Source organism: Pseudomonas sp. ZS1P83, from assembly GCF_054897825.1.
On sequence record NZ_CM142706.1, the window covers coordinates 259627 to 281979 of the forward strand.

Annotated in this window: 21 protein-coding genes; 12 read left to right on the top strand and 9 right to left on the bottom strand. The window is 57.6% G+C overall.

The features are described 5' to 3' along the window. Positions 1-17 precede the first annotated feature (17 nt). Positions 18-2756 (top strand): LuxR C-terminal-related transcriptional regulator, encoded by a 2739-nt coding sequence (locus tag ACYZT0_RS01295; RefSeq protein ID WP_462044308.1) that lies wholly within the window; start codon positions 18-20, stop codon positions 2754-2756. A gap of 35 nt (positions 2757-2791) precedes the next feature. Here ACYZT0_RS01295 and ACYZT0_RS01300 read toward each other — a convergent pair whose 3' ends face one another. Both ACYZT0_RS01300 and ACYZT0_RS01305 read right to left on the bottom strand, forming a co-directional pair. Continuing rightward, complete coding sequence (locus tag ACYZT0_RS01300) at positions 2792-3598, bottom strand: PP2C family serine/threonine-protein phosphatase (RefSeq protein ID WP_462044309.1); 807 nt, start codon at positions 3596-3598, stop codon at positions 2792-2794. A 46-nt stretch (positions 3599-3644) separates the two neighbouring features. Continuing rightward, positions 3645-3842, bottom strand: coding sequence for a hypothetical protein (locus ACYZT0_RS01305; protein WP_462044310.1), 198 nt, complete (start codon positions 3840-3842; stop codon positions 3645-3647). A 116-nt stretch (positions 3843-3958) separates the two neighbouring features. Between ACYZT0_RS01305 and ACYZT0_RS01310 the strand changes: the two genes are divergently transcribed. Both ACYZT0_RS01310 and ACYZT0_RS01315 read left to right on the top strand, forming a co-directional pair. After that, positions 3959-4603, top strand: coding sequence for an MBL fold metallo-hydrolase (locus ACYZT0_RS01310; protein ID WP_462044311.1), 645 nt, complete (start codon positions 3959-3961; stop codon positions 4601-4603). Between the two features lie 116 nt (positions 4604-4719). Beyond that, positions 4720-5436: an OmpA family protein gene (locus ACYZT0_RS01315; RefSeq protein ID WP_462044312.1), complete on the top strand. Its 717-nt coding sequence runs from the start codon at positions 4720-4722 to the stop codon at positions 5434-5436. A gap of 83 nt (positions 5437-5519) precedes the next feature. On the opposite strand, the gene ACYZT0_RS01320 is transcribed toward ACYZT0_RS01315, so the two are convergent. Then, the gene (locus ACYZT0_RS01320) at positions 5520-5954 is read right to left on the bottom strand and encodes a Z-ring associated ZapG family protein (RefSeq protein ID WP_283181616.1); all 435 of its coding nucleotides are present in this window, start codon (positions 5952-5954) and stop codon (positions 5520-5522) included. A gap of 144 nt (positions 5955-6098) precedes the next feature. On the opposite strand from ACYZT0_RS01320, the gene ACYZT0_RS01325 reads away from it, so the two are divergent. The 3 genes from ACYZT0_RS01325 to zapE all read left to right on the top strand — a co-directional run bounded on the left by ACYZT0_RS01325 (position 6099) and on the right by zapE (position 9323). After that, positions 6099-6758, top strand: a complete 660-nt coding sequence (locus ACYZT0_RS01325) for an alpha/beta hydrolase (protein ID WP_462044313.1) — start codon at positions 6099-6101, stop codon at positions 6756-6758. Positions 6759-6782: 24 nt separating this feature from the next. Continuing rightward, positions 6783-8138, top strand: coding sequence for a tryptophan--tRNA ligase (locus tag ACYZT0_RS01330; RefSeq protein ID WP_462044314.1), 1356 nt, complete (start codon positions 6783-6785; stop codon positions 8136-8138). Between the two features lie 90 nt (positions 8139-8228). Beyond that, positions 8229-9323, top strand: a complete 1095-nt coding sequence (gene zapE, locus ACYZT0_RS01335) for a cell division protein ZapE (protein WP_449643050.1) — start codon at positions 8229-8231, stop codon at positions 9321-9323. 60 nt (positions 9324-9383) lie between these two features. Here the strand turns inward: zapE and ACYZT0_RS01340 are convergent, their stop codons facing one another. From ACYZT0_RS01340 to ACYZT0_RS01360, 5 genes are all read right to left on the bottom strand, one after another. Continuing rightward, the gene (locus ACYZT0_RS01340) at positions 9384-10364 is read right to left on the bottom strand and encodes an asparaginase (RefSeq protein WP_462044315.1); all 981 of its coding nucleotides are present in this window, start codon (positions 10362-10364) and stop codon (positions 9384-9386) included. Positions 10365-10442: 78 nt separating this feature from the next. After that, the gene (locus ACYZT0_RS01345) at positions 10443-11651 is read right to left on the bottom strand and encodes a hypothetical protein (protein ID WP_462044316.1); all 1209 of its coding nucleotides are present in this window, start codon (positions 11649-11651) and stop codon (positions 10443-10445) included. A 16-nt stretch (positions 11652-11667) separates the two neighbouring features. Continuing rightward, complete coding sequence (locus tag ACYZT0_RS01350; RefSeq protein ID WP_462046486.1) at positions 11668-12555, bottom strand: nitrilase family protein; 888 nt, start codon at positions 12553-12555, stop codon at positions 11668-11670. A gap of 200 nt (positions 12556-12755) precedes the next feature. Further along, entirely contained in the window at positions 12756-14702 is a 1947-nt protein-coding gene (locus tag ACYZT0_RS01355; protein WP_462044317.1) for a flavin monoamine oxidase family protein, read from the bottom strand. Positions 14703-14857: 155 nt separating this feature from the next. Continuing rightward, positions 14858-15754 (bottom strand): GlxA family transcriptional regulator, encoded by an 897-nt coding sequence (locus ACYZT0_RS01360; protein ID WP_461971142.1) that lies wholly within the window; start codon positions 15752-15754, stop codon positions 14858-14860. A gap of 243 nt (positions 15755-15997) precedes the next feature. Between ACYZT0_RS01360 and ACYZT0_RS01365 the strand changes: the two genes are divergently transcribed. After that, entirely contained in the window at positions 15998-17134 is a 1137-nt protein-coding gene (locus ACYZT0_RS01365) for an acyl-CoA dehydrogenase family protein (protein WP_462044318.1), read from the top strand. A gap of 103 nt (positions 17135-17237) precedes the next feature. On the opposite strand, the gene ACYZT0_RS01370 is transcribed toward ACYZT0_RS01365, so the two are convergent. Next, a complete protein-coding gene (locus ACYZT0_RS01370; protein ID WP_462044319.1) occupies positions 17238-18278 on the bottom strand; it encodes an NADP(H)-dependent aldo-keto reductase in 1041 nt (346 codons plus the stop codon). A gap of 245 nt (positions 18279-18523) precedes the next feature. Between ACYZT0_RS01370 and rplM the strand changes: the two genes are divergently transcribed. The 5 genes from rplM (at position 18524) to ACYZT0_RS01395 (ending at position 22213) form a co-directional block, all read left to right on the top strand. Beyond that, complete coding sequence (rplM, locus tag ACYZT0_RS01375; protein ID WP_046048262.1) at positions 18524-18952, top strand: 50S ribosomal protein L13; 429 nt, start codon at positions 18524-18526, stop codon at positions 18950-18952. Between the two features lie 14 nt (positions 18953-18966). Beyond that, positions 18967-19359, top strand: coding sequence for a 30S ribosomal protein S9 (rpsI, locus tag ACYZT0_RS01380; protein WP_003216038.1), 393 nt, complete (start codon positions 18967-18969; stop codon positions 19357-19359). A 267-nt stretch (positions 19360-19626) separates the two neighbouring features. Beyond that, positions 19627-20220, top strand: a complete 594-nt coding sequence (gene petA / locus ACYZT0_RS01385; protein ID WP_007905300.1) for a ubiquinol-cytochrome c reductase iron-sulfur subunit — start codon at positions 19627-19629, stop codon at positions 20218-20220. Further along, positions 20220-21431 (top strand): cytochrome b, encoded by a 1212-nt coding sequence (locus ACYZT0_RS01390; protein WP_462044320.1) that lies wholly within the window; start codon positions 20220-20222, stop codon positions 21429-21431. The genes petA and ACYZT0_RS01390 overlap by 1 nt, the downstream gene beginning before the upstream one ends. Then, positions 21431-22213 carry a cytochrome c1 gene (locus ACYZT0_RS01395; RefSeq protein ID WP_462044321.1) on the top strand — a complete coding sequence of 261 codons (783 nt, stop codon included), beginning with the start codon at positions 21431-21433 and terminating at the stop codon, positions 22211-22213. The genes ACYZT0_RS01390 and ACYZT0_RS01395 overlap by 1 nt, the downstream gene beginning before the upstream one ends. Positions 22214-22353 lie beyond the last annotated feature (140 nt).

Below are 22353 nucleotides of genomic sequence, written 5' to 3' on the forward strand. Positions count from 1 at the left end.
TCAAACAAGAGCCGGCCATGACTGATCTGTCCCCACACCCGGGCCCTGCAAGCGTTGCCGTCGTGGCACTGGGCGGGCGCTTTTTTCGGCCTCCGTTGCCCGACGGCCATGTGCTGCGGCCTCGTCTGTGCGAGCGCCTGAGTGCGGGGCTCGGGGGCAGGCTGTTGCTGGTCAGCGCACCGGCAGGTTTTGGCAAAAGTTCGTTGGCCGTGGAGTTCTGTCAGGGCTTGCCGGCTCATTGGCAAAGTCTGTGGCTGGGGTTGAGTCCGCGAGACAGCGATCCAGGGCGTTTTCTTGAGCGGTTGCTTGAAGGCCTCCAGGACTATTATCCGCAACTCGGCAGCCAGTCCCTGGGATTGCTGAAAATGCGGCAGCGGCATCAGCCGTTTGCCTTTGAAGAATGGCTGGACGGTTTGCTTGATGAGTTGGCTGTGCACCTGGCATCGAGCACGCCTTTGCTATTGGTGCTTGATGACTACCATCTAGCGCAGGGCCCGGTTCTCGACCGCTGCCTGCAATTTTTCCTCAATCATCTGCCTGACGGCTTGCTGGTCATGGTCACCAGTCGGCAGCGGCCGGACTGGCATCTGGCGCGCCTGCGGCTGTCACGGCAGCTGCTCGAGTTGAATGAACAGGACTTGCGCCTGACTCACGATGAAGCCTTGACCCTGCTTGATCGTCATAGCAGTTCCTTGCGCGGCGAAGCGCTGGAGAGCCTCATCCAGCGCAGCGAAGGTTGGGTCGCCGGGCTGCGTTTCTGGCTGCTGGCGGCGTCCGAAGCGGGCACTCAGGGTACTTTGCCGCAGACGCTGCATGGCGGGGAAGGGCTGATCCGCGATTACCTGCTCGAAGAAGTCATCGATTGTCTGCCCGCCGAGGTGCAGTCATTCCTTTACGACACAGCACCCCAGGAACGCTTTTGCAGCGAACTGTGCGACGCCGTTCGCGAAGCCCATGACAGTGCCGAGATCTTGCGTTTTCTGCTGGCCCATCAAGTGTTCCTGGTGCCACTGGATGAAAACGGTCACTGGTATCGCTACCACCATTTGTTTTCCGACCTGCTGCGCACCCGGCCTACGACTCAGGCAATGGTGCCGGCGGCCAGCCTGCACCTGCGTGCCTGTCGATGGTTCAATGCCCAGGGGCTGCTCGATGAGGCGGTCGAGCAGGCGTTGCGTGCCGGGCACCTGGATGTCGCGGCGAACCTGGTCCAGAACCTCTCCGAAGAACAACTGCTGGCCGAACAGAACGTCGGCATGTTGCTGCGCTGGAAAATGGACTTGCCCGACAGCCTGCTGATCAGCACGCCACGGCTGATCGTGCTGTACAGCTGGGCGTTGGGGCTGGCTTGTCAGCTGGACGCCGCCGAGGAACTGGCCAGTCATTTGAGCCGCTTCCTGCCGGCCCCGTCAGCCACTGCGCAAAAATCCATGCTGGCGCAATGGCTGGCCCTGAGCGGAATCATCGCTCGCGGGCGCGGCAATCGCGAACTGACGTTGCTCTATTGCACCGAAGCGCAGGAGAGCCTGCCGGCCAAACGCTACGGGCAACGCCTGATGTGCCTCTCGACCCTGTCCAACCTGGCCATTGCCGACGGCGACTTGTGGCGCGCACGCGGGTTGAACCGTGAGTCTCTGGAGTTGGCGCAACGGGTTGGCAACCCGCTGTTCGAAGCGCTGGCCCATTACGACCGGGCTCGCGTGCTGCAAGCGCGAGGGGAAATCCTTCGTTCGCTGGATGAAGTGCGTCAGGGGCTGCAACGCCTGCAACAGTTATCCCCGCAACGGCTCTATGCGGTGCGCGCCCGACTGACCTTGTACGAGGGCTTTTTACTGGCCCTGCGCTTGCAACCGCAAGCTGCACGGGCACGTTTGCAAGCCGGTTTGAGTGAAGCACGAGCCTGTCGCGACATCAGCGTATTGATCGGTCACTGCGTGATTGCCAGGCTTGAGGGCAGCAGTGGCGAATTCGCCAAAGCCTTTGCCGAACTCGCCGAAGCCGAGCGCTTGATGCACATCTGGGACGTACCGCCGATTTACTACCTGGCGATGATTACGCTGGTCAAATGCGAGCTCTGGCTAGCCCAGGGTCGTACCGATCTGGCCGAAGCCTGGCTCGCTCGCTTGGGCCAGACCTATAACGGCGAACACGCTGCAGCGCCTCCTGAGTTCCATCCGCAACTGCCGCTGCATATCGAGTTGCAGCAGGCCTTGCTGGAGGTCATTCAAGGGCAGCCGATGCTGGCCGAAGGACGGTTGAATGCGTTGCTTGAGCATGGGCAGCAAACCGGCAGGCAGATGCTCAGCGTGATGGCGTTGACTCAGAAAGTGACGTTGTTGCTGGGGGGCGGGCGCGAACCCGAGGCCCGCAAAGCGTTGGCTCAAGCCCTGGAGGCGGCGGCCGGTGGTGTGCTGCAACCGTTTGACGGGTTGTTGGCTGAACATCCGGACTGGCTGCGTAACCAACTTCAACTCGGTGTGCCGACCCCCGTTTCATTGAGCCTTTCAGAAAAACTTCCGGCAGTGACAGCCCGTCCCGCAGCGGAGTCATCCGCCGCGGCCGAACAACTCAGTGCGCGGGAAATGGCCGTCCTGCGACTGATCGCCCAGGGCTGTTCGAATCAGGAAATCAGCGATCAACTGTTTATTTCGCTGCACACGGTGAAAACCCATGCCAGCCATATCAACAGCAAGCTTGGGGTTGAACGGCGCACCCAAGCGGTCGCCAGGGCGAAAGAATTGGGCGTATTGCAGTAATCGCCGTTTGAAGACCACCGATCAGAGGTTTTCGGTCATTTCTCCTTTGAGACAGTCACTCCGGATGTCTGCCCCACGTCGATGGAGTGGTTCAGAATTGACAGTAAACCTATGGAGCAGTCATCTCCGGTTTTACTGGCAATGGACTGTTGCAGGTTGTCACCCAACACTTCCCGCATTTTTTTTCTGGGTAACGTTGCATTCCACTCCAGCAGCGTCTGGACCGCCGGGGCGGGGACGCCGCTGGATTTGTGATAGAGGCTTTCTGCGGTGCCGTCGCTCATGATCGCGAAGCCAGTCAGGGCTTCGATTTGCCCACGGTACAACCTGAGCTGCGACGCCGCTTTATGGTCAGTCAGAAACAGGGCGGTATTAGCGAACTCGCCATTTTCTGGATGAGAAAGGGCCTGAAGTTGTCCGTCCGCATTAACGCTTGCGATGACGCCATCGCCCAAGTGGCCTGCCAGGTAGCGGCCTCGTGAGTAAGCGACAAACGACAAGGTACAAGCCAGGTCGCTGATATCGCCGCCGAGCTTTGCAGATTTGCGTCTGAACGCGTCCAGGCAGCGATTAACCAGTCGCTGGGCTGCCTTCGCATTGTGTTTGTCCATGTTTTGCCAGAGGCTTTCAAAGTTTTTGCAGACAAAGGCCAGGGTAGCCGTGACTGCTACTTGGGCGCCGATTTCGGATCTAGCTCTGGAGCCAGCCCCATCGGCCAACGAAATGCAGGTCACCTCGTTGGACTCTCTGGCCGCAACATAGTCCTGGCAAGGCGTTTGAGTCTGTCCTGCCACAAACGCGCAGGCCGTTTTACAGCGCAAATCTACCGGGATCTCAGGCATGGTTAAGATAGCCTTCTTGCATGGGATTATCCTTTTGAGCTGAGCGTTACAAAAAACGCTTCAAGAGTCGTTTGAACCAGCGCACAACGATGCTCTCTTGGTTGAGCGAGCGTGCTGGCGCGGATCGATACGGCTCCAGAAGATCGGAGTGGGCGATAAAGGGCAGACCCTTCTTGCCGCGAATGCGGTTGATAATGTCCGGGTCCAGAAAAAGGACGCTTTTATCGACGAGCACGTGTTCCATTGAAGGGGGCATTGGCTTCCTGCCGTCTTGTTTCAAAATAGGCGCGGCGCGAGGATAACCTATCAATTTTGCGGATCACAACCGCAGTACCCAGCCTTGGCACCAGGATTAAACCCATGCAAACCCCGAATACAGCCCTCATCCGCGAAACCTTCCCCGTCGGCCCTCTGCAGTGCAACTGCACGATCATCGGCGATCCGATCACCAAGAAGGCCATCGTGGTCGATCCTGGAGGCAATCACGAACTGATCCTCGCGCGGCTCGACGCACTGGGCCTGAAGGTGGTCAGCATCATTCACACCCATGCGCACCTTGATCACTTCCTGGCTTCCGGTCAGTTGAAGGAGAAGACCGGCGCAACCCTGCATTTGCATAAAGAAGATCAATTTCTCTGGGACAACCTGGAGATGCAGTGCCAGATGTTCGGTGTGCCATACGTGCCGGTACCATCGCCGGATCGCTGGTTAGCCGATGATGAAGAGCTGGCGTGCGGTTGCGGCGTAGCGTTGCACACGCCGGGTCATACGCCGGGCTCCATGAGCTTTTGGTTTTCAGAGGCTAAGCTGCTGATTGCCGGTGACACGTTGTTTCGTCGCGGGGTAGGGCGCACGGATTTGTGGGGTGGCGATCAGGCGACCATCGTGCGGTCGATCAAGCAGCGGCTGTACACCCTCGATGAAGAGGCGACAGTGGTGACCGGGCATGGTCCGGACACGCGTCTGGGCGATGAAATGCGCGAAAACCCTTTTGTGCGGGCCTGATTTCTGCTGATGTAAGGGGCGCCGTGGAATTTTTTTCATCCGCAATGATCCAACGCCCGCAAAGGTTTAATGCCTTGGTCCGTTGCACCACAGAATGCAAAAATCAGGAGCTCTTCATGTTCACCAAGCGTCGTTTGATTATTGTCGCTACTGCCGTGGCCTTGTTGTCTGGCTGCGCCTCGCCTAACCCTTACGACAATCAGGGGCAGGCCGACGGTGGCTCCACAGGCATGAGCAAAACCGCCAAGTACGGTGGCCTCGGCGCTCTGGCCGGTGCGTTGGCCGGTGCCGCCATCGGTCACGACAACCGTGGCAAGGGCGCGCTGATTGGCGCCGCAGTGGTAGGTGCTTCAGCCGCCGGTTACGGGTATTACGCCGACCAGCAGGAGAAGAAGCTGCGCGCCAGCATGGCCAACACCGGGGTGGAAGTGCAGCGCCAGGGCGATCAGATCAAACTGATCATGCCGGGCAACATCACCTTCGCTACCGATTCGGCGAACATCGCGTCGAGTTTCTACCAGCCGCTGAACAATCTGTCAGGCTCGCTCAAGGAGTTCAGCCAGAATCAGATCGAGATCGTCGGTTACACCGACAGTACCGGCGCCCGACAGCACAACATGGACCTGTCCCAGCGTCGCGCCCAGAGCGTGGCGACTTACCTGACGTCGCAAGGCGTGAGCGGTGCCAACCTGTCGGCTCGCGGTGCCGGGCCGGATAACCCGATTGCCAATAACGGCGACGTCAATGGCCGGGCGCAGAACCGTCGGGTCGAGGTCAACCTGAAGGCGATTCCGGGTCAGCAATATCAGCAACCGACTCAGCAGTACCAGTAACAGCCTGACTGAACCCCCGGCGTAAAAAGCCCGCCCGATCCTCAACAGATCGGGCGGGCTTTTTTGTATCGCGCGAAACCTGATTACTTCTTCAGGCCGTAATGCTCGTCGAGCATGCCCGGCGCGTTCGGGGCTTTGGGGGCGTAATCACGAGGCGGCTCCTGATTGCGCGGTGGCGTCAGACGTTCCCGTGGGGCCACTGCCGCATCGGCGTGCAGGGAGGCCAGCAAGCGTTGACGAGTCTGCTCGTCCAGGGCCAGGCGGTTGGCACCCTCGGCGAGATGATCCTGCACTTCCTGATAGCTCTGAGTCAGTTTCTTGACCAGGGTTGCAGTGCTGTTGAAGTGGGTGACCACCTCGTTCTGATAACTGTCGAAACGTTCCTGAACGTCATCCAGCTGACGTTGTGTGCTGCTAGGAGCGGCATTCGGCACCAGGCGAGCGATCAGGAATCCAATGGCGACACCCACAACCAGGGCAAGAGTCGGCAACAACCAAACTAAGAGCGAGTGTTCCACGAGTCCTTCCTCTATAAACGGCTTTGCTTTACGTTAACGGCTCGAACCTGCGCTGTATACCGCGATTCACTCGCAATAGATTGGCACAGACAATTTGCTAGACGAGTCGACCCGATTCGAGGTCACGGAGTTCCTTCCTTGCTTATGCGCGAAACCCCTGTAGTGATTGATGGCCCGGTCGGCCAATTGGAAGCACTGTACTTAAATAACGAGGGGCTGAATAACGAGAGCCTGGACAACGACCAGCCCCGCGGCCTGGCGCTGATCTGCCATCCGAACCCGGTGCAGGGCGGCACTATGCTCAACAAAGTCGTCTCGACCTTGCAGCGCACCGCGCGCGATGCCGGTTTGATTACTGTGCGCTTCAATTATCGCGGCGTCGGTGCCAGCGAAGGCACCCACGATATGGGCACGGGTGAAATTGACGATGCTCAAGCGGTCGCCGAATGGCTGCGGGCCAAACATCCAGATTTGCCGCTGACACTGTTCGGTTTCTCCTTCGGCGGTTTTGTTGCCGCAAGTCTCGGTGGACGCCTGGAAGCCAAGGGTGAACAACTTAAGCATTTGTTCATGGTGGCGCCAGCGGTCATGCGCCTGGGTGATCAGGATCAACTGCCGCAGCACGGCGAGTTGACCCTGATCCAGCCGGAAACCGACGAAGTGATCGATCCGCAAGCTGTCTACGACTGGTCCGAGAAACTCGAGCGCCCCCATGAGCTGCTGAAAGTGGCAGAATGCGGACACTTTTTTCATGGCAAGCTGACCGATCTCAAGGATCTGATCCTGCCGCGTCTTTCGAATTGATTGCAGTCTGACAAGCGATTACCCATGACGACTCGTACCCGTATCCTCACCGGCATCACCACCACCGGCACGCCGCACCTGGGCAACTACGCCGGCGCCATCCGCCCGGCGATCGTCGCCAGCCGTGACAGCAATGCCGATTCGTTCTACTTCCTGGCCGACTACCACGCCCTGATCAAATGCGATGACCCGCTGCGCATCCAGCGCTCGCGTCTGGAAATCGCCGCGACCTGGCTGGCCGGTGGCCTGGACGTGGACCGCGTGACCTTCTACCGCCAGTCCGACATCCCGGAAATTCCCGAGCTGACCTGGTTGCTGACCTGTGTTGCCGCCAAGGGTCTGCTCAACCGTGCCCACGCCTACAAGGCTTCGGTGGACAAGAACGTCGAAACCGGCGAAGACCCGGACGCCGGCATCACCATGGGCTTGTACAGCTACCCGGTGCTGATGGCGGCGGACATTCTGATGTTCAATGCCCATAAGGTGCCGGTCGGTCGTGACCAGATCCAGCACGTGGAAATGGCCCGTGACATTGGCCAGCGCTTCAATCATCTGTTCGGTCAGGGCAAAGAATTCTTCACCATGCCCGAAGCGTTGATCGAAGAAAGCGTCGCGACGCTGCCAGGTCTCGACGGTCGCAAGATGTCGAAGAGCTACGACAACACCATTCCGTTGTTCAGCAGCGCCAAGGACATGAAGGACGCCATTTCGCGGATCGTCACCGACTCCCGTGCGCCAGGCGAGGCGAAAGATCCGGACAATTCGCACCTGTTCACCCTGTTCCAGGCGTTCGCCACAGCGGCGCAGGCCGACGAATTCCGCAGCGAACTGCTGCAGGGTCTGGGTTGGGGCGAGGCGAAGAATCGTCTGTTCCAGCTGCTGGACAACGAACTGGGCGAGTCCCGCGATCGCTATTACAAGCTGATTGAGCGTCCGGCAGACCTGGAAGACATCCTGCAGATCGGTGCCAAAAAGGCTCGCTCGGTGGCGACACCGTTCCTCCACGAACTGCGTGAAGCGGTTGGCCTGCGCTCTTTCGTCGCTCAGACCCAAGTCGCGAGCGCCACCAAGAAGAAAACCGCGAAAGCCGCGCGTTTTGTCAGCTTCCGCGAAGAAGACAGCAGTTTCCGTTTCCGTCTGCTGGCGGCCGATGGCGAGCAGCTGCTGCTGTCGCGCAACTTCGCCGACGGCAAAACCGCAGGTCAAGTGACCAAGCAGTTGCAATCGGGTCAGCCGTTGGATGTGCGCAGTGAAGACCGCAGTTTCAGCGTCTGGCTGGAAGGCGAGTGCGTGGCCGACAGCCCGACTTTTGCTGACGACGCCGCTCGCGACGTCGCCATCGACACCTTGCGGGTTGCCCTGACGCCGGTTCAGGAATAATCAACGGCTCGGTCCGACCAAGGGCCGATTGCCATTCCCCCGGGCCGTCGCTACAGTGACGGCCCGTTTTTGTTGCCTTGCTAACGAATTATGACGCCCCTAGAACGATATCAAGCTGATCTGAAACGCCCGGAATTCTTCCATGACGCTTCGCAGGAAACTGCAGTGCGTCATTTGCAGCGCCTATACGACGATCTGGTCGCGGCCTCGCACAGCAAACCGGGTCTGTTCGGCAAACTGTTTGGCAAGAAAGACGCGGCGCCGGTCAAGGGTCTGTACTTTTGGGGTGGCGTCGGTCGCGGCAAGACCTATCTGGTCGACACCTTCTTCGAAGCGCTGCCGTTCAAGGAAAAGGTCCGCACTCACTTCCACCGCTTCATGAAGCGCGTGCACGAGGAGATGAAGACCCTCGGCGGCGAGAAGAACCCGCTGACCATCATCGCCAAACGCTTCTCCGACGAAGCCCGGGTGATTTGTTTCGATGAGTTCTTCGTGTCCGACATCACCGACGCAATGATTCTCGGCACGCTGATGGAAGAGCTGTTCAAGAACGGCGTGACCCTGGTCGCAACCTCGAACATCGTGCCAGACGGTCTGTACAAGGACGGCCTGCAGCGTGCGCGCTTCCTGCCGGCCATTGCGCTGATCAAGCAGAACACCGACATCGTCAATGTTGACAGCGGCGTCGACTATCGTCTGCGCCACCTTGAACAAGCGGAGCTGTTTCACTTCCCGCTCGACGACGAGTCCCACGAAAGCCTGCGCAAAAGCTTCCGCGCCTTGACGCCGGAATGCACGGCAGCCATCGAAAACGACGTGCTGATGATCGAGAACCGCGAAATCCGTGCCTTGCGCACCTGTGATGACGTGGCCTGGTTCGACTTCCGCGAACTCTGTGATGGCCCGCGCAGCCAGAACGATTACATCGAGTTGGGCAAGATCTTCCACGCCGTGTTGCTCAGCGGTGTCGAGCAAATGAGCGTTACCACCGACGACATCGCCCGACGCTTTATCAACATGGTCGACGAGTTCTACGACCGCAACGTGAAGCTGATCATTTCCGCTGAAGTCGAGCTCAAAGACCTCTACACCGGCGGTCGCCTGAACTTCGAGTTCCAGCGCACCCTCAGCCGTCTGTTGGAAATGCAGTCCCACGAGTTCCTGTCCCGGGCGCACAAGCCGTAGGATATTTTGAAAAATGAAAAAGGGCCTGCATTGCAGGCCCTTTTTTTTGTGCGCTGTGTGTCAGTTTTGAACGAGAAAGCGTGCCAGTTCATCTTGTCGCTGGCAGCCGACGAGCAGCCACAGCAGGATTCGGGCTTTGCGTGGACAGAGAAATCCAGCCATCAATGCACCTTTGCTGATCAGGTCCATCTCGCTGCCAATAAATCCGTAGGTCGATTGAGCCGTGGAGCCGGAACCTGTCCGGGTGGCAACGATGACAGGGATTTTTCTGGCGATGGTTTCAATGACATCCGCCCAGCTCACGCCAACGTGTCCTGCGCCGAAACCCGCAATCACCAGCCCGTCGTAACCCAGTTCGAGGATGTTCTCGATTAACAGGGTATCGGCGCAAAGCGACGCTTCCAGCAGGGCAATCTTCTGTGTGGTCAGCTGTGGCAACGGCAGGATCGTGCGCTGGACTGGCAGGTGCAGATAGTTGACGGTGTTTTCCACCAGCATGCCGGCAGGACCAACGATGGGGGAGGAAAACGCCTGCAATGCCAATGAGTCGGTTTTGCGGACGGCGTTCGCTGAATGAATCTGTCCGTTCATCACCACGTGAACGCCTCGTTGACGGCTGCTTTCAGCCAGTGCAACCCGGCAAGCATCCAGCAGATTTGCCGGACCATCGGCCCCTGCCTGGGCTGCCGAACGCATGGCGCCGGTCAGGACCAACGGCTCGTCGTGCTCCCACAAATAGTCAAAAAATGTGGCGGTTTCCTCGAGGGTGTCCGTGCCTTGAGTGATGACAACACCCACCGCACCTTGCCTGATTTGAAACTTCGCCCAGGAAAGGACGCTCAGCAAAAAGTCGAAATCCAGTGAGGCACTGGGCAACAGTCCGAGCGTTTCTACGGTGACCCGTGCCAAGGTCGCCAACTCTGGCACCGAGGCCAGCAGGGTTTCGCCGCTGACGGTCGGGATTACCCCTTCGCCGGCGTTCCTGGCTTGCATGCTCACGGTGCCGCCGAGCGCCGCAATGGCCAGTTTGGGCAGGTCCATGTGATACCTCATTTGCTTATGATGAAAAGTGGCTGTATCCGGATTTGAGTCCGAGATACAGCCCAATCGCGACGCTCGTCAGCGGGCTATCAGCAGTCCGATAAACGGAATGATCAGCAGCGTACTGATGGCCATGGCCAATACATTGCCGATGAAACCGTGCATGTCGGTCGGCAACCGCTTGGCAATCGCGCACGCCAGCGGTGGCGCAATCAGTGCTCCCAACAGTGCGCTTGAGGCGATGACCTGCCAGCTGCCACCGTACGTCAGAACGGCCGCCGGCACGACAGACACCAACGGAACATAGGTGGGATACCAGCCGCGCAATATCCATTGCTGACGCCAGATCACTACTCCTAGCGCCGAGGTCAACGCCTGCGCGGCGATCAGTTGGGGCAGCAAGCCCGTGCCATACACCGGGCTCGTCGGGTTCAAGGTGTAAGCCAGCAAGGCGCCCGCGATCAAGCCGAGACTGGCCCATTCATTGCCAAAGAACGGCGCTTCCGAAAAATCGGCCAGCACCCGGCGTAGACTCCATACGACGCCATAGTCCGGCGTCTTGGTGATGACGGGTGCGGACACAGGGGCGGGCGGCTTCTTGAGTGGGTCGGACTTCACCAGGCTCGGCAGGTAACGGCAGAGCAGAAAAGCGCCGACGCTGGCGACTGCCATTCCCGTGACGTTGCCGATTACAGCTGGCAATCCGAGGGGATTGCAGACGTAATTGACGATCAACAAGCACATCGGAGTGACGAACACGGCGCCCATGATTGCGCCATTGATCGTGACCTTCCAGCCTCCGCCAAACATCAGCACCATCGCCGCCGGCAATGAAACAAAGGCGGCAAACGTGGGTTGCCAACGGGTGGCCGTCACCGTCCAGCCCCACAGGAGGTTGCTCAGCAACAGGCCAAGCAACGAGCTGGTGACGAGCCACGGCCATAGTCCGCTGCCGTAGCAAATAGTAAAACCTTGCCAGGCTTTTCCCGTTCGATTCGCCCAGTAGGCCAGATAGGCGCCTGCAAGGAGCCCGATCGAAGCGAACTCATGTTTGTAGAACGCCACCTCGCTGATGTCTCCCAGGACCCAACGCATCCAGGCGCTCGGTTCCGGGAGGCTCGATACCATGTGACTGTAGTCTGGCCAATGGGCTGACCAGGATGCCCGGTAGGTGAATGAAAGCCAGATGATCAACAGTGCCGTGCCGAGCATCAGCCAGATGATCGCCGTATCCAGCGGTGACCTGGCGGCAAGTCGGTTTTGCGGTTTTTTGTTTGCGGTTTCCATCAGTCATTTCCCCTTATCAGCGCGGCAGACAAGGGTGCTGGGTGTAACCGAGCATTTGATCGTAGAGATCGGCTCGACGATCGCGATGCAAATCGTTCAAGTTGTTCCAGATCGGCGCGCTGCGCGAGCTGGTCAGGTCGATGTCGGCAAACAGGATCTCCTGCTTGTCCGCTGAAGCCACCTGGCCAATCGGCCAACCGTTGGTGCCCGCGATCAGCGAACAACCCAGGTAACGTGCACCTCGCTCTTCGCCGATCCGGCTCGCCGCCGCAATAAACACATTGTTGACGTGAGCCGCCGTCATCGTCAGGTACGACGCCATGCACTTGCCGGCGTCATCGAACAGGGGCGGCGGGGTCCAGACCCAGTTGTTCAGGCTGCAAATAATGTCGGCGCCTTGCTGGCTCAAAATGCGCGGTACTTCCGGGAACCAGATATCCCAGCAGATCAACAACCCTATGCGACCGATTGGGGTGTCGAAAACCGGGAAGCCTAGATCGCCCGGCGTGAACCACAATTTTTCCAGATTCCATAAATGTGCTTTTCGGTACTTGCCGATGAAGCCGTCAGGCCCGACAAGAACGCCGGTGTTGAACAGCTGCATGCCGTCGCGCTCCGTCAAACCGGCGACCAGATAAACCTTGTGCTGGCGGGCAAAGTCCATCCAGCTCTGCACGCTCGGCCCGCTGGGAACGGCCTCCGAATGATCGAACGCATCCTGTCGGGTTTTGAAGAAGTAACCTGTGTTTGAAAGCTCGGGCAGGACGATGAGATTCGCACCGTCATTTACCGCTTCCAACGCTAATTTCAGGCTGTTACGCAGATTTGCTTCGCGATTTTGCATGCCGACTTGTGGATCGAATTGCACGACTGCTACACGAACAGGGCTTGTTGGCTCGCTCATTCCCGATGACCTCTTTTTATTGTTATTCACGCTGTTTAATTGCGTGCTTATGAGAGTCGAATCAGCGAGAACGTGTAAGTCAGCCATTTCCGTTTAGGGTGTAGTCCGTATCCCAAGATGACTGCGCGAGGCGCTCGGCAGGAGGGTCGCCAACGTAGAGCCAATGCACGTCGTGCATGGCTCCAGGGCAAGGAAGTTGATCAGGTTCTGACGTTATAGTGCGGATAGTCGCTCATGGAAAAACCGCCATGGAAGGCTGCGCCGGTTTTGTTGCAGATATGAATGACCGCATCGACGGCACCCCGAAAGCAGGGCTCGGTCCAGCCAGCATCGACTGAAAACGACTCCCCGGAAAAATACAGACCTGAAACATGCGCGAAGTCCCGGTTGTACTTCATCAGGCTGACGGCGTCGTAGTAGGTGCCGGGTCGGTATAACTTTGCACAACCCAGCGCATTTTTATCGGTGATCCAGCGTTGGACCACGGCTTGATCCAGGGCAATGTAAGGAGTGATTTTCTCCTGGATATTGGCGGAATGCATAAGGATCCGGTCCAGCTCTTTGGCACACTTGTTCACCAGTTCCTTGTCGGTGAAAGAGGCCAGTTTGGTGGCGTCATCCTCCCATGTGTAACTTAAAAGGATGCAGTCATAGCTGTAGTTTTCGTTGTAGCGGTAGGTGTAGACGTCGTGAATGAAGCTGTCAGTGACGATGGCCTGCGGGATTTTGCTGTTTTTCGAAAGGAAGGATTTTTTTAGCGGTGCGAAGACTTTGCAACTGGTTTCCCAGTGCGCGGTTTTATAGGCATTGATCGTCTCGAACGGCAGCATCTGTGGTGTGAAGTTTTCAAGCTTGATGCGAGTTTCGATCAGCCAGGAGGGAAGGGTCATGATGACCGAATCAAAGTCATCGTAGTGCTCCTGGATTTGCTCGGGTTGGCTATGTTTCGAGTTGTAGTAGACGCGTGTTTTCTGGTTCGTCAGTTTTTTAAGTTTTGTAACGGATGAGTCCATGAGCAAACCGTTGTTTCTTTCCCGGCAGTGCTCGTAGAAGGACTTTCCGGTTTCGTCGGTTTTCATGAACAGCAGGCATTCGTCCAGCGCGGCAAGTCCGATGTAGCGTGGCCTGTCGAAACTCAGCCCCCTCGAGTCAAAAACGGCTTCGTTGTGCAGGCAAGGTGAATCCAGCGGATCGCCAGTTGAGTCGACCCGACCATGGATCAATTGCAGCTGGCTGCTGAATCCAAAAATGGCAGTGCGCAGGGGATAAAGGGAGCAGACATCGTAAAAGGCCCCCCAGCTACCGTCGCCGATGCCAATGGCATAGAAGATCGCGGACTCCTGCGCGGACATTCCCATTCCGCCAAAGTCCCCCGGAGAGCGTTCATCCCAAGCTTGCAGGGCGGGCATGCTGACCAGGTCGCGAAACGAAACGCTCTCGTATTTTTCGACGATAGCGGCCCACATGGCTTCCCATTCCTGACTGGCGTAAACCTCTGCGACGTGCCGGGTCATGCGATCGGCAAAGGCCTTCCACTTTGCATAAACCTTTTGCAGTTCTTCACCGGGAGGTGGTGTCTGGCCATCTTCATTTTTCCAGATCAGCATCTGCGGAGTCGGTCCGCCGCCCATGCTGCCCTCTCGCAGATAGATCCCGGTCGAAGTGACCCATTGGCTTCCGGGATTGGCAAAATCTGAAAACGCCAGGTCGAACGCCTTGGCGTAGTAAGCCATCAGCGACCGGCCCTCTGTCGGTGACTCGTCCGCCCGGTTGAAGAAGGGCATGCGCATGGCCCCCATTTCAAACGGTGTATGACTCATCGCCGAGTTCGGGCTTCCAGAAACGGTCAGGTGTCTGCCGCCTATGCGGCTGGATTGTTCTATGAGGGTGATATGGGTGAACCCGCAACGATACAGTTCTCTGGCGGCAGTCAGTCCGGTGACGCCGGCGCCAATAATGCAAATTTTATGTTGTGGGTCAGTTGCCTTGGCGATGCCGTTTCCCTGTTCAACCAATGCTCGATAGTCGAAGCACAAATCTGGCGGGTTGGGGAAACGGGCCTTCCACTTGTTTTCCGCCGAGCGTTTTGGGCGAGCGGCATCCTTCGTGGCATAGGAGGGGTAGTTGTAGCTTGATCCGATAGTCACTGTTGATCTTCCCTGATGGTGTTTTCAGGGACGATGTTGAGGTTCTGAACGCGCAGCGTATAGGCGACAAGTAAGGCTTGCAGATACTCTTTATTCGTTTTTTAGCGTGGGAAAAGACCAGCAGGGCTCTGGCTAAGGATCCCTGCGGTATTGGGCTACGCCGCTTGCTGAAACTGCTGCCGATACTGGTTCGGCGACAATTCCGTGTGTTGGCGAAACAACCGCGCGAAGAAGCTCGCATCGTCGTAACCGACTTCATAGCTGATGGTCTTGATGCTCTTGCGGCTGCCGGACAGCAAGCCCTTGGCGGTTTCGATGCGCAGCCGTTGCAGGTAGTGCAGCGGCTTGTCGCCGGTGGCGGTCTGGAAGCGCCGCATGAAATTGCGGATGCTCATGCCGTGCTCGCGAGCTACGTCTTCGAAGCGGAATTTGTCAGCGAAGTGTTCTTCGAGCCAGTGCTGGATCTGCAGGATGATCACGTCCTGGTGCAGCTTCTGACCGCCGAAACCGATGCGTCCCGGCGAGTAGCTGCGCTGTACTTCATAGAGAATGTCCCGCGCCACGGCTTGGGACACGTTGGCGCCGCAAAAGCGTTCGATCAGGTAGATGTAAAGGTCGCAGGCCGAGGTGGTGCCGCCAGCGCAATACAGGTTGTCGGCGTCGGTCAGGTGCTTGTCCTGATTGAGCTGAACCCGTGGGAAGCGTTCGGCAAACGCATTGAAGAAGCGCCAGTAAGTGGTCGCTTCCTTGCCGTCGAGCAGCCCGGCCTCGGCCAGCCAGAACACCCCGGTGGCTTCGCCGCAGAGCACGGCGCCGCGAGCATGTTGCTGGCGCAACCAAGGCAGGACCTGTGGATAACGTTGGCAAAGGGTGTCGAAATCGTCCCAAAAGGCTGGAAGGACAATGATGTCGGCGTTTTCCAGACCGCCGTCCACCGGCATGATCACGTCACTGAAGCTGTTCACCGGTTTGCCGTCGGGACTGACCAGGCGGGTTTCGAACGCTGGAGTCAGGCCGTGGCCTAGTTGTTTGCCGTAACGCAGGCTGGCCAGGTGGAAGAAATCCTTGGCTTGCATGAGGGTGGAGGCGAAAACCCGGTCGATAGCCAGGATGCTGACGCGCCGCAAGGGCGTGGAGACTTGGTTAGACATAATTCAACTTTATTCTTATAGGGGAAAGTGGTCACCAGACGGCGGGATCGTCTTATTTTTTGTCTGATGTGTCCAGTGTCCTGTATCGGATACAAGGCTAGTCTCTGAAGGTCAATTCCGGCTAACAACAACGACAGGTGCCGCATGATCCCCAGAACATTGTTCAGTTCCGAGCACGAACTTTTTCGCGACAGCGTGCGAACGTTCCTCGAAAAAGAGGCCGTGCCGTTCCATGGACAATGGGAAAAACAAGGCTATATCGACCGTAAACTATGGAACAAGGCAGGGGAGGCGGGAATGTTGTGCTCGCACCTCCCGGAAGAATACGGCGGGCTGGGTGCTGACTTTCTCTACAGCGCGGTGGTCATCGAAGAGATAGGCCGTCTCGGTCTGACCGGTATCGGTTTTTCCCTGCATTCGGACATCGTCGCGCCTTACATCCTGCATTACGGCAGTGAAGCGCTGAAACACAAATACCTGCCGAAGCTGGTGTCCGGGGAGATGGTCACCGCGATTGCCATGACCGAACCCGGTGCCGGTTCCGACCTTCAAGGGGTGAAAACCACTGCGGTGCTGGATGGCGACGAGTACGTGATCAACGGTTCGAAAACCTTCATCACCAATGGTTATCTGGCCGACCTGGTGATTGTCGTGGCCAAGACCGATCCCAAGGCTGGCGCGAAAGGCACCAGCCTGTTTCTAGTGGAAGCCAAAACCCCAGGCTTCGCCAAGGGCAAGCGCCTGGAAAAAGTCGGCATGAAGGCTCAGGACACCTCGGAACTATTCTTTCAGGACGTTCGGGTGCCCAAGGAAAACCTGTTGGGGCAGGCAGGGATGGGTTTTGCCTACCTGATGCAGGAATTGCCCCAGGAGCGACTTACCGTTGCCATTGGCGGGCTGGCTTCGGCTGAAGCTGCGCTGCAATGGACGCTGGATTACACCCGCGAGCGCAAGGCATTCGGCAAGGCAATCGCTGACTTTCAGAACACCCGCTTCAAACTGGCGGAGATGGCGACCGAGATTCAGATCGGTCGGGTCTTTGTCGATCGTTGTCTGGAGTTGCACCTGCAAGGCAAGCTCGACGTGCCAACAGCGGCGATGGCCAAGTATTGGGGCACGGACTTGCAATGCAAGGTGCTCGACGAGTGCGTGCAGTTGCATGGCGGTTACGGGTTCATGTGGGAATACCCGATCGCCCGGGCGTGGGCGGATGCGCGGGTGCAGCGGATCTATGCCGGTACCAACGAAATCATGAAGGAGATTATTGCGCGTTCGCTTTGATTTGCAGTGACTGGACTGACGCCTTCGCGGGCAAGCCACGCTCCCACAGGTTTGTGATTTCCTGTGGGAGCTTGGCTTGCCCGCGATCGGATCTATAAATCAATCAAGGTGCTGGGTTCGGGTGATCCTGGTGGATCGCCTCAATCCCCTCCAGCACTTCATCGGACAGCTTCAAGTCGAAGCTGGCAATGTTGCTGTCCAATTGCTCCATTGTCGTTGCGCCAATGATGTTGCTGGTTACAAACGGCTGCTGAGTGACAAACGCCAACGCCATTTGCGCCGGGTCCAGGCCGTGTTCACGCGCCAGTGCGACATAACGGCTGCACGCTGTTTCGGACTGCGGGTTGAAATAGCGGCTGAAGCGGCTGTAGAGGCTCAGGCGGCCTTTAGGCGGACGCGCGCCACCTTCGTACTTGCCCGACAGGAAACCGAACGCCAGCGGCGAATAGGCGAGCAGGCCGCACTGTTCGCGGATGGCGATTTCCGCCAGACCGACTTCGAAGCTGCGATTGAGCAGGTTGTACGGGTTCTGGATCGACACTGCGCGCGGCCAGCCACGGGCTTCTGCCAGGGCGAGGAAGCGCATGGTGCCCCACGGCGTCTCGTTGGACAGGCCGATGTGGCGAATTTTGCCGGCCTTGACCTGTTCGTCCAGCGCTTCGAGGGTGTCCTCCAGTGGCGTCAGGTTGGCTTCGATCTTGTGTTTGTAGCCCAACTGACCGAAGAAATTGGTGCTGCGCTCGGGCCAGTGCAGTTGATAGAGGTCGATGTAGTCGGTCTGCAAGCGTTTGAGGCTGGCGTCTACGGCTTCGGTGATGTGCTGGCGGTTGTGCCGCAGGTTTTTGTCGCGTATGTAGTCGATGGTGTTGCCAGGGCCGGCGATCTTGCTCGCCAGGATCCAGTCGGCCCGATCGCCACGGCTTTTGAAGTAATTGCCGATGTAGCGTTCCGTGGTGGCGTAGGTTTCGGCCTTGGGTGGCACCGGGTACATCTCGGCGGTATCGATGAAATTGATCCCGGCACTTTTGGCCCGTTCAATCTGGGCGAAGGCTTCAGCCTCACTGTTTTGCTCGCCCCAGGTCATGGTGCCGAGGCAGATTGCACTCACGTTCAGATTGGTTCGGCCTAGCTGGCGATAGTCCATCGGGTGCTCCTTTGGCAAAACAATCATAAAAGCAGGTTGAATTATTTTTCGCAATCTGCATAATTGCGCACCTCTTTCTGCAGTGGAAGTGATGCGCCGCCGCCGAAGAATCTTGCCGTTGAACGGACGCGCCGACCCGAGCCCCCGAAAGCGTCTGTATCCGGCTGCCTTTGACTTGTCAAAGTACGCACTATTCAGTAAGATCCGCCGTCTAATTTACAGGGCGGCCCCTGAGGCTATAAAGAATGAAAACTTTTACTGCTAAACCGGAAACAGTACAGCACGACTGGTTTGTCGTCGACGCTGCAGGTCAGACCCTGGGTCGTCTGGCCACCGAAATCGCGAGCCGTCTGCGTGGCAAGCATAAAGCTGAGTACACTCCTCACGTTGACACCGGCGATTACATCGTCGTTATCAATGCCGAGCAGATTCGTGTAACCGGTGCTAAAACCACCGACAAAATCTACTACTCTCACTCCGGTTTCCCGGGCGGCATCAAGTCGATCAACTTCGAAAAGCTGATCGCTAAAGCCCCTGAGCGCGTGATCGAGACCGCGGTCAAAGGTATGCTGCCTAAGAACCCGCTGGGTCGCGACATGTATCGTAAGCTGAAAGTCTATGCGGGCGCTGTACACCCTCATACTGCTCAGCAGCCCCAAGAACTGAAGTTTTAACGGAATAGTTCATTATGTCGGCGACTCAAAATTACGGCACTGGCCGTCGCAAAACCGCAACCGCACGCGTTTTCCTGCGTCCGGGTACTGGTAACATCTCCATCAACAACCGCACCCTGGAAAATTTCTTCGGCCGCGAAACTGCCCGCATGGTAGTTCGTCAGCCGCTGGAACTGACTGAGACTGTCGAGAAATTCGACATCTACGTCACCGTGATCGGTGGTGGTGTAAGTGGTCAAGCTGGCGCAATCCGCCACGGTATCACTCGCGCACTGATGCAGTACGACGAAACCCTGCGTGGCGCTCTGCGCAAAGCTGGCTTCGTTACTCGCGATGCTCGTGAAGTTGAACGTAAGAAAGTTGGTCTGCGTAAAGCGCGTAAGCGTCCGCAGTACTCGAAGCGTTAATTCGCTTTCGCGTTCAAAAAGAACGCCCAGTTTCCTCGCGAAGCTGGGCGTTTTTTTATGGGCGCGATTTATCAGAGAATTGCTCTGTGACAACTTGCCACAGCCGTAGAAGCCCTATACTGCAGGGCTTGGCAGTGGAGCCCCTCGGTAATTACCTTGTCAGAATTGGGGCTTTTCATTACCATTCGGCAAAATTTTTATAAGTTCAGATTTTTACTTAGTAGATGCCTGATTTAACAGGCCACAAAGCTGATGGGAGAGGACTGAATGAGCAATGACGGCGTGAATGCAGGCCGGCGTCGCTTCTTGGTAGCAGCCACATCCGTGGTGGGTGCTGCAGGAGCGGTGGGGGCTGCGGTCCCGTTCGTGGGGTCATGGTTTCCCAGTGCCAAGGCGAAAGCCGCAGGTGCACCGGTGAAGGTGAATGTCAGCAAAATCGAGCCAGGCCAGCAGATGATTGCTGAGTGGCGCGGTCAGCCGGTGTTCATTGTCCGCCGTACCGAGGAAATCCTGGGGAATCTGAAAAAGATCGAGGGCCAGCTATCTGACCCGACCTCCAAGAACTCGACACAACCGACTTATGTCGACCCGGAAACGCGTTCGATCAAGCCAGAGGTTCTGCTGCTGATCGGTATCTGCACACACCTGGGTTGCTCGCCGACTTTCCGTCCAGAAGTGGCACCCGCGGATCTGGGTAAGGACTGGGTAGGTGGTTATTTCTGCCCTTGCCACGGTTCCCACTACGATCTGGCTGGTCGCGTCTACAAGTCGCAACCTGCGCCTTTGAACCTGCCAGTTCCCCCGCATTCCTATGAGACCGATGACATCATTGTCATTGGCGTCGATACGGAGAAAGCGTGATGAACAAGTTCATGGATTGGGTTGATGCGCGCTTTCCCGCGACCAAAATGTGGGAAGACCATCTCAGCAAGTACTACGCCCCGAAGAACTTCAACTTCTTCTATTTCTTTGGCTCCCTTGCACTGCTCGTTCTGGTCAACCAGATCGTTACCGGTGTCTGGCTGACCATGAGCTACACCCCGTCGGCGGAAGAGGCGTTTGCTTCCGTCGAATACATCATGCGCGACGTCGAGTACGGCTCGATCCTGCGTCTGCTGCACGCGGTCGGCGCTTCGATGTTCTTCATCGTGGTTTATCTGCACATGTTCCGTGGCTTGCTCTACGGTTCGTACCAGAAGCCGCGTGAGCTGGTGTGGGTCTTCGGCATGCTGATTTACCTGGCGCTGATGGCGGAAGCCTTTATGGGTTACCTGCTGCCGTGGGGGCAGATGTCCTACTGGGGCGCCCAGGTGATCATCTCGCTGTTCGGTGCGATCCCGGTCATTGGCAACGACCTGACTCAGTGGATCCGTGGTGATTACCTGATTTCCGGTATTACCCTGAACCGCTTCTTCGCCTTGCACGTTGTTGCCTTGCCGATCGTGATCCTCGGTCTGGTGGTGCTGCACGTTCTGGCGCTGCACGAAGTCGGCTCGAACAACCCGGACGGCGTGGACATCAAGAAACACAAAGACGAAAACGGCGTACCGCTGGACGGCATTGCTTTCCATCCGTACTACACCGTGAAAGATATCGTCGGCGTGGTGGTGTTCCTGTTCATCTTCTGCTCGATCGTGTTCTTCTTCCCGGAAATGGGCGGCTACTTCCTCGAGAAACCGAACTTTGAAGTGGCGAACGCCTTCAAGACGCCAGAGCACATCGCTCCCGTCTGGTACTTCACGCCGTTCTACGCGATTTTGCGGGCGGTTCCGGACAAGCTTCTGGGCGTTATCGCCATGGGGGCTGCCATCGCAGTGCTGTTCGTCCTGCCATGGCTGGACCGCAGCCCGGTCAAGTCGATGCGCTACAAAGGCTGGCTGAGCAAAATCTGGCTGGTGGTGTTCTGCGTTTCGTTCGTGATCCTCGGCATTCTGGGTGTTCTGGCCCCGACGCCAGGCCGTACGTTGCTGTCGCAGGTGTGTACCTTCCTGTACTTCGCCTACTTCATTCTGATGCCTTTCTACACCAGGCTCGAGAAGACCAAACCGGTTCCGGAAAGGGTGACTGGCTGATGAAAAAGCTATTTGCTGTACTGATTCTTGCTGCTTTGCCTGTGCTGTCCTTCGCGGCCGAACACGGTGGTCCTGAGCTGGAAAAAGTCGACATTGACGTTGCCGACAAGGCTGCAATGCAGGATGGTGCGCGTACATTCGCCAACTACTGCATGGGCTGCCACAGCGCCAAGTTCCAGCGTTACGAGCGTGTCGCCGATGATTTGGGCATTCCGCACGACCTGATGCTCTCGAAGCTGGTGTTCACCGGCGCCAAGATCGGCGACCACATGAGCACCGGCATGCAGCCGGCTGACGCCAAGACCTGGTTCGGTGCGGCACCGCCCGACCTGACCCTGGTCGCCCGCGTTCGCGGTACTGACTGGCTCTACGGTTACCTGAAGTCCTTCTACGAAGACCCGTCGCGTCCTTGGGGCGTGAACAACAAGGTGTTCCCGAACGTCGGGATGCCTAACGTTCTGGTCGGCCTGCAGGGGCGTCAGGTGGTAGGCTGTAAACAAGTTCAAATCGTCGAAGACGGCAAGAAGCAATACGATCCGCTGACCGGTACGGCTTTGACTCATGAAGCCTGCGACCAGCTGACCATACTGCCGAAAACCGGCACGCTGAACGAAGAGCAGTTCGACGAGAAGGTCAAGAACCTGGTGACCTTCCTGGCCTACTCGGCCAACCCGGTGAAGCTGCAGCATCAGCGCATCGGTACCTATGTGTTGCTGTACCTGGCGTTCTTCTTCGTATTCGCTTACTTGCTCAAGCGTGAATACTGGAAAGACGTCCATTGATAAAGCTGTAAGCAATTGCTGTTAATCGCGCGCGCCCAAGGGCGTCTCTGAAGGTGTAACGAGCCTGGTGAACCAGGCGTTACGGGAGGCGCCCTCTGGGCGCGCGCGTTTTTCCGCTTCCGATAATTTCAACAAGCGAG

Bases quoted from the DNA above. Each gene is read 5' to 3' on its own strand.
- ACYZT0_RS01295 (WP_462044308.1), top strand. From the start codon at position 18: ATGACTGATCTGTCCCCACACCCGGGCCCTGCAAGCGTTGCCGTCGTG.
- ACYZT0_RS01300 (WP_462044309.1), bottom strand. From the start codon at position 3,598: ATGCCTGAGATCCCGGTAGATTTGCGCTGTAAAACGGCCTGCGCGTTT.
- ACYZT0_RS01305 (WP_462044310.1), bottom strand. From the start codon at position 3,842: ATGGAACACGTGCTCGTCGATAAAAGCGTCCTTTTTCTGGACCCGGAC.
- ACYZT0_RS01310 (WP_462044311.1), top strand. From the start codon at position 3,959: ATGCAAACCCCGAATACAGCCCTCATCCGCGAAACCTTCCCCGTCGGC.
- ACYZT0_RS01315 (WP_462044312.1), top strand. From the start codon at position 4,720: ATGTTCACCAAGCGTCGTTTGATTATTGTCGCTACTGCCGTGGCCTTG.
- ACYZT0_RS01325 (WP_462044313.1), top strand. From the start codon at position 6,099: ATGCGCGAAACCCCTGTAGTGATTGATGGCCCGGTCGGCCAATTGGAA.
- ACYZT0_RS01330 (WP_462044314.1), top strand. From the start codon at position 6,783: ATGACGACTCGTACCCGTATCCTCACCGGCATCACCACCACCGGCACG.
- zapE (WP_449643050.1), top strand. From the start codon at position 8,229: ATGACGCCCCTAGAACGATATCAAGCTGATCTGAAACGCCCGGAATTC.
- ACYZT0_RS01340 (WP_462044315.1), bottom strand. From the start codon at position 10,364: ATGGACCTGCCCAAACTGGCCATTGCGGCGCTCGGCGGCACCGTGAGC.
- ACYZT0_RS01345 (WP_462044316.1), bottom strand. From the start codon at position 11,651: ATGGAAACCGCAAACAAAAAACCGCAAAACCGACTTGCCGCCAGGTCA.
- ACYZT0_RS01350 (WP_462046486.1), bottom strand. From the start codon at position 12,555: ATGAGCGAGCCAACAAGCCCTGTTCGTGTAGCAGTCGTGCAATTCGAT.
- ACYZT0_RS01365 (WP_462044318.1), top strand. From the start codon at position 15,998: ATGATCCCCAGAACATTGTTCAGTTCCGAGCACGAACTTTTTCGCGAC.
- ACYZT0_RS01370 (WP_462044319.1), bottom strand. From the start codon at position 18,278: ATGGACTATCGCCAGCTAGGCCGAACCAATCTGAACGTGAGTGCAATC.
- rplM (WP_046048262.1), top strand. From the start codon at position 18,524: ATGAAAACTTTTACTGCTAAACCGGAAACAGTACAGCACGACTGGTTT.
- rpsI (WP_003216038.1), top strand. From the start codon at position 18,967: ATGTCGGCGACTCAAAATTACGGCACTGGCCGTCGCAAAACCGCAACC.
- petA (WP_007905300.1), top strand. From the start codon at position 19,627: ATGAGCAATGACGGCGTGAATGCAGGCCGGCGTCGCTTCTTGGTAGCA.
- ACYZT0_RS01390 (WP_462044320.1), top strand. From the start codon at position 20,220: ATGAACAAGTTCATGGATTGGGTTGATGCGCGCTTTCCCGCGACCAAA.
- ACYZT0_RS01395 (WP_462044321.1), top strand. From the start codon at position 21,431: ATGAAAAAGCTATTTGCTGTACTGATTCTTGCTGCTTTGCCTGTGCTG.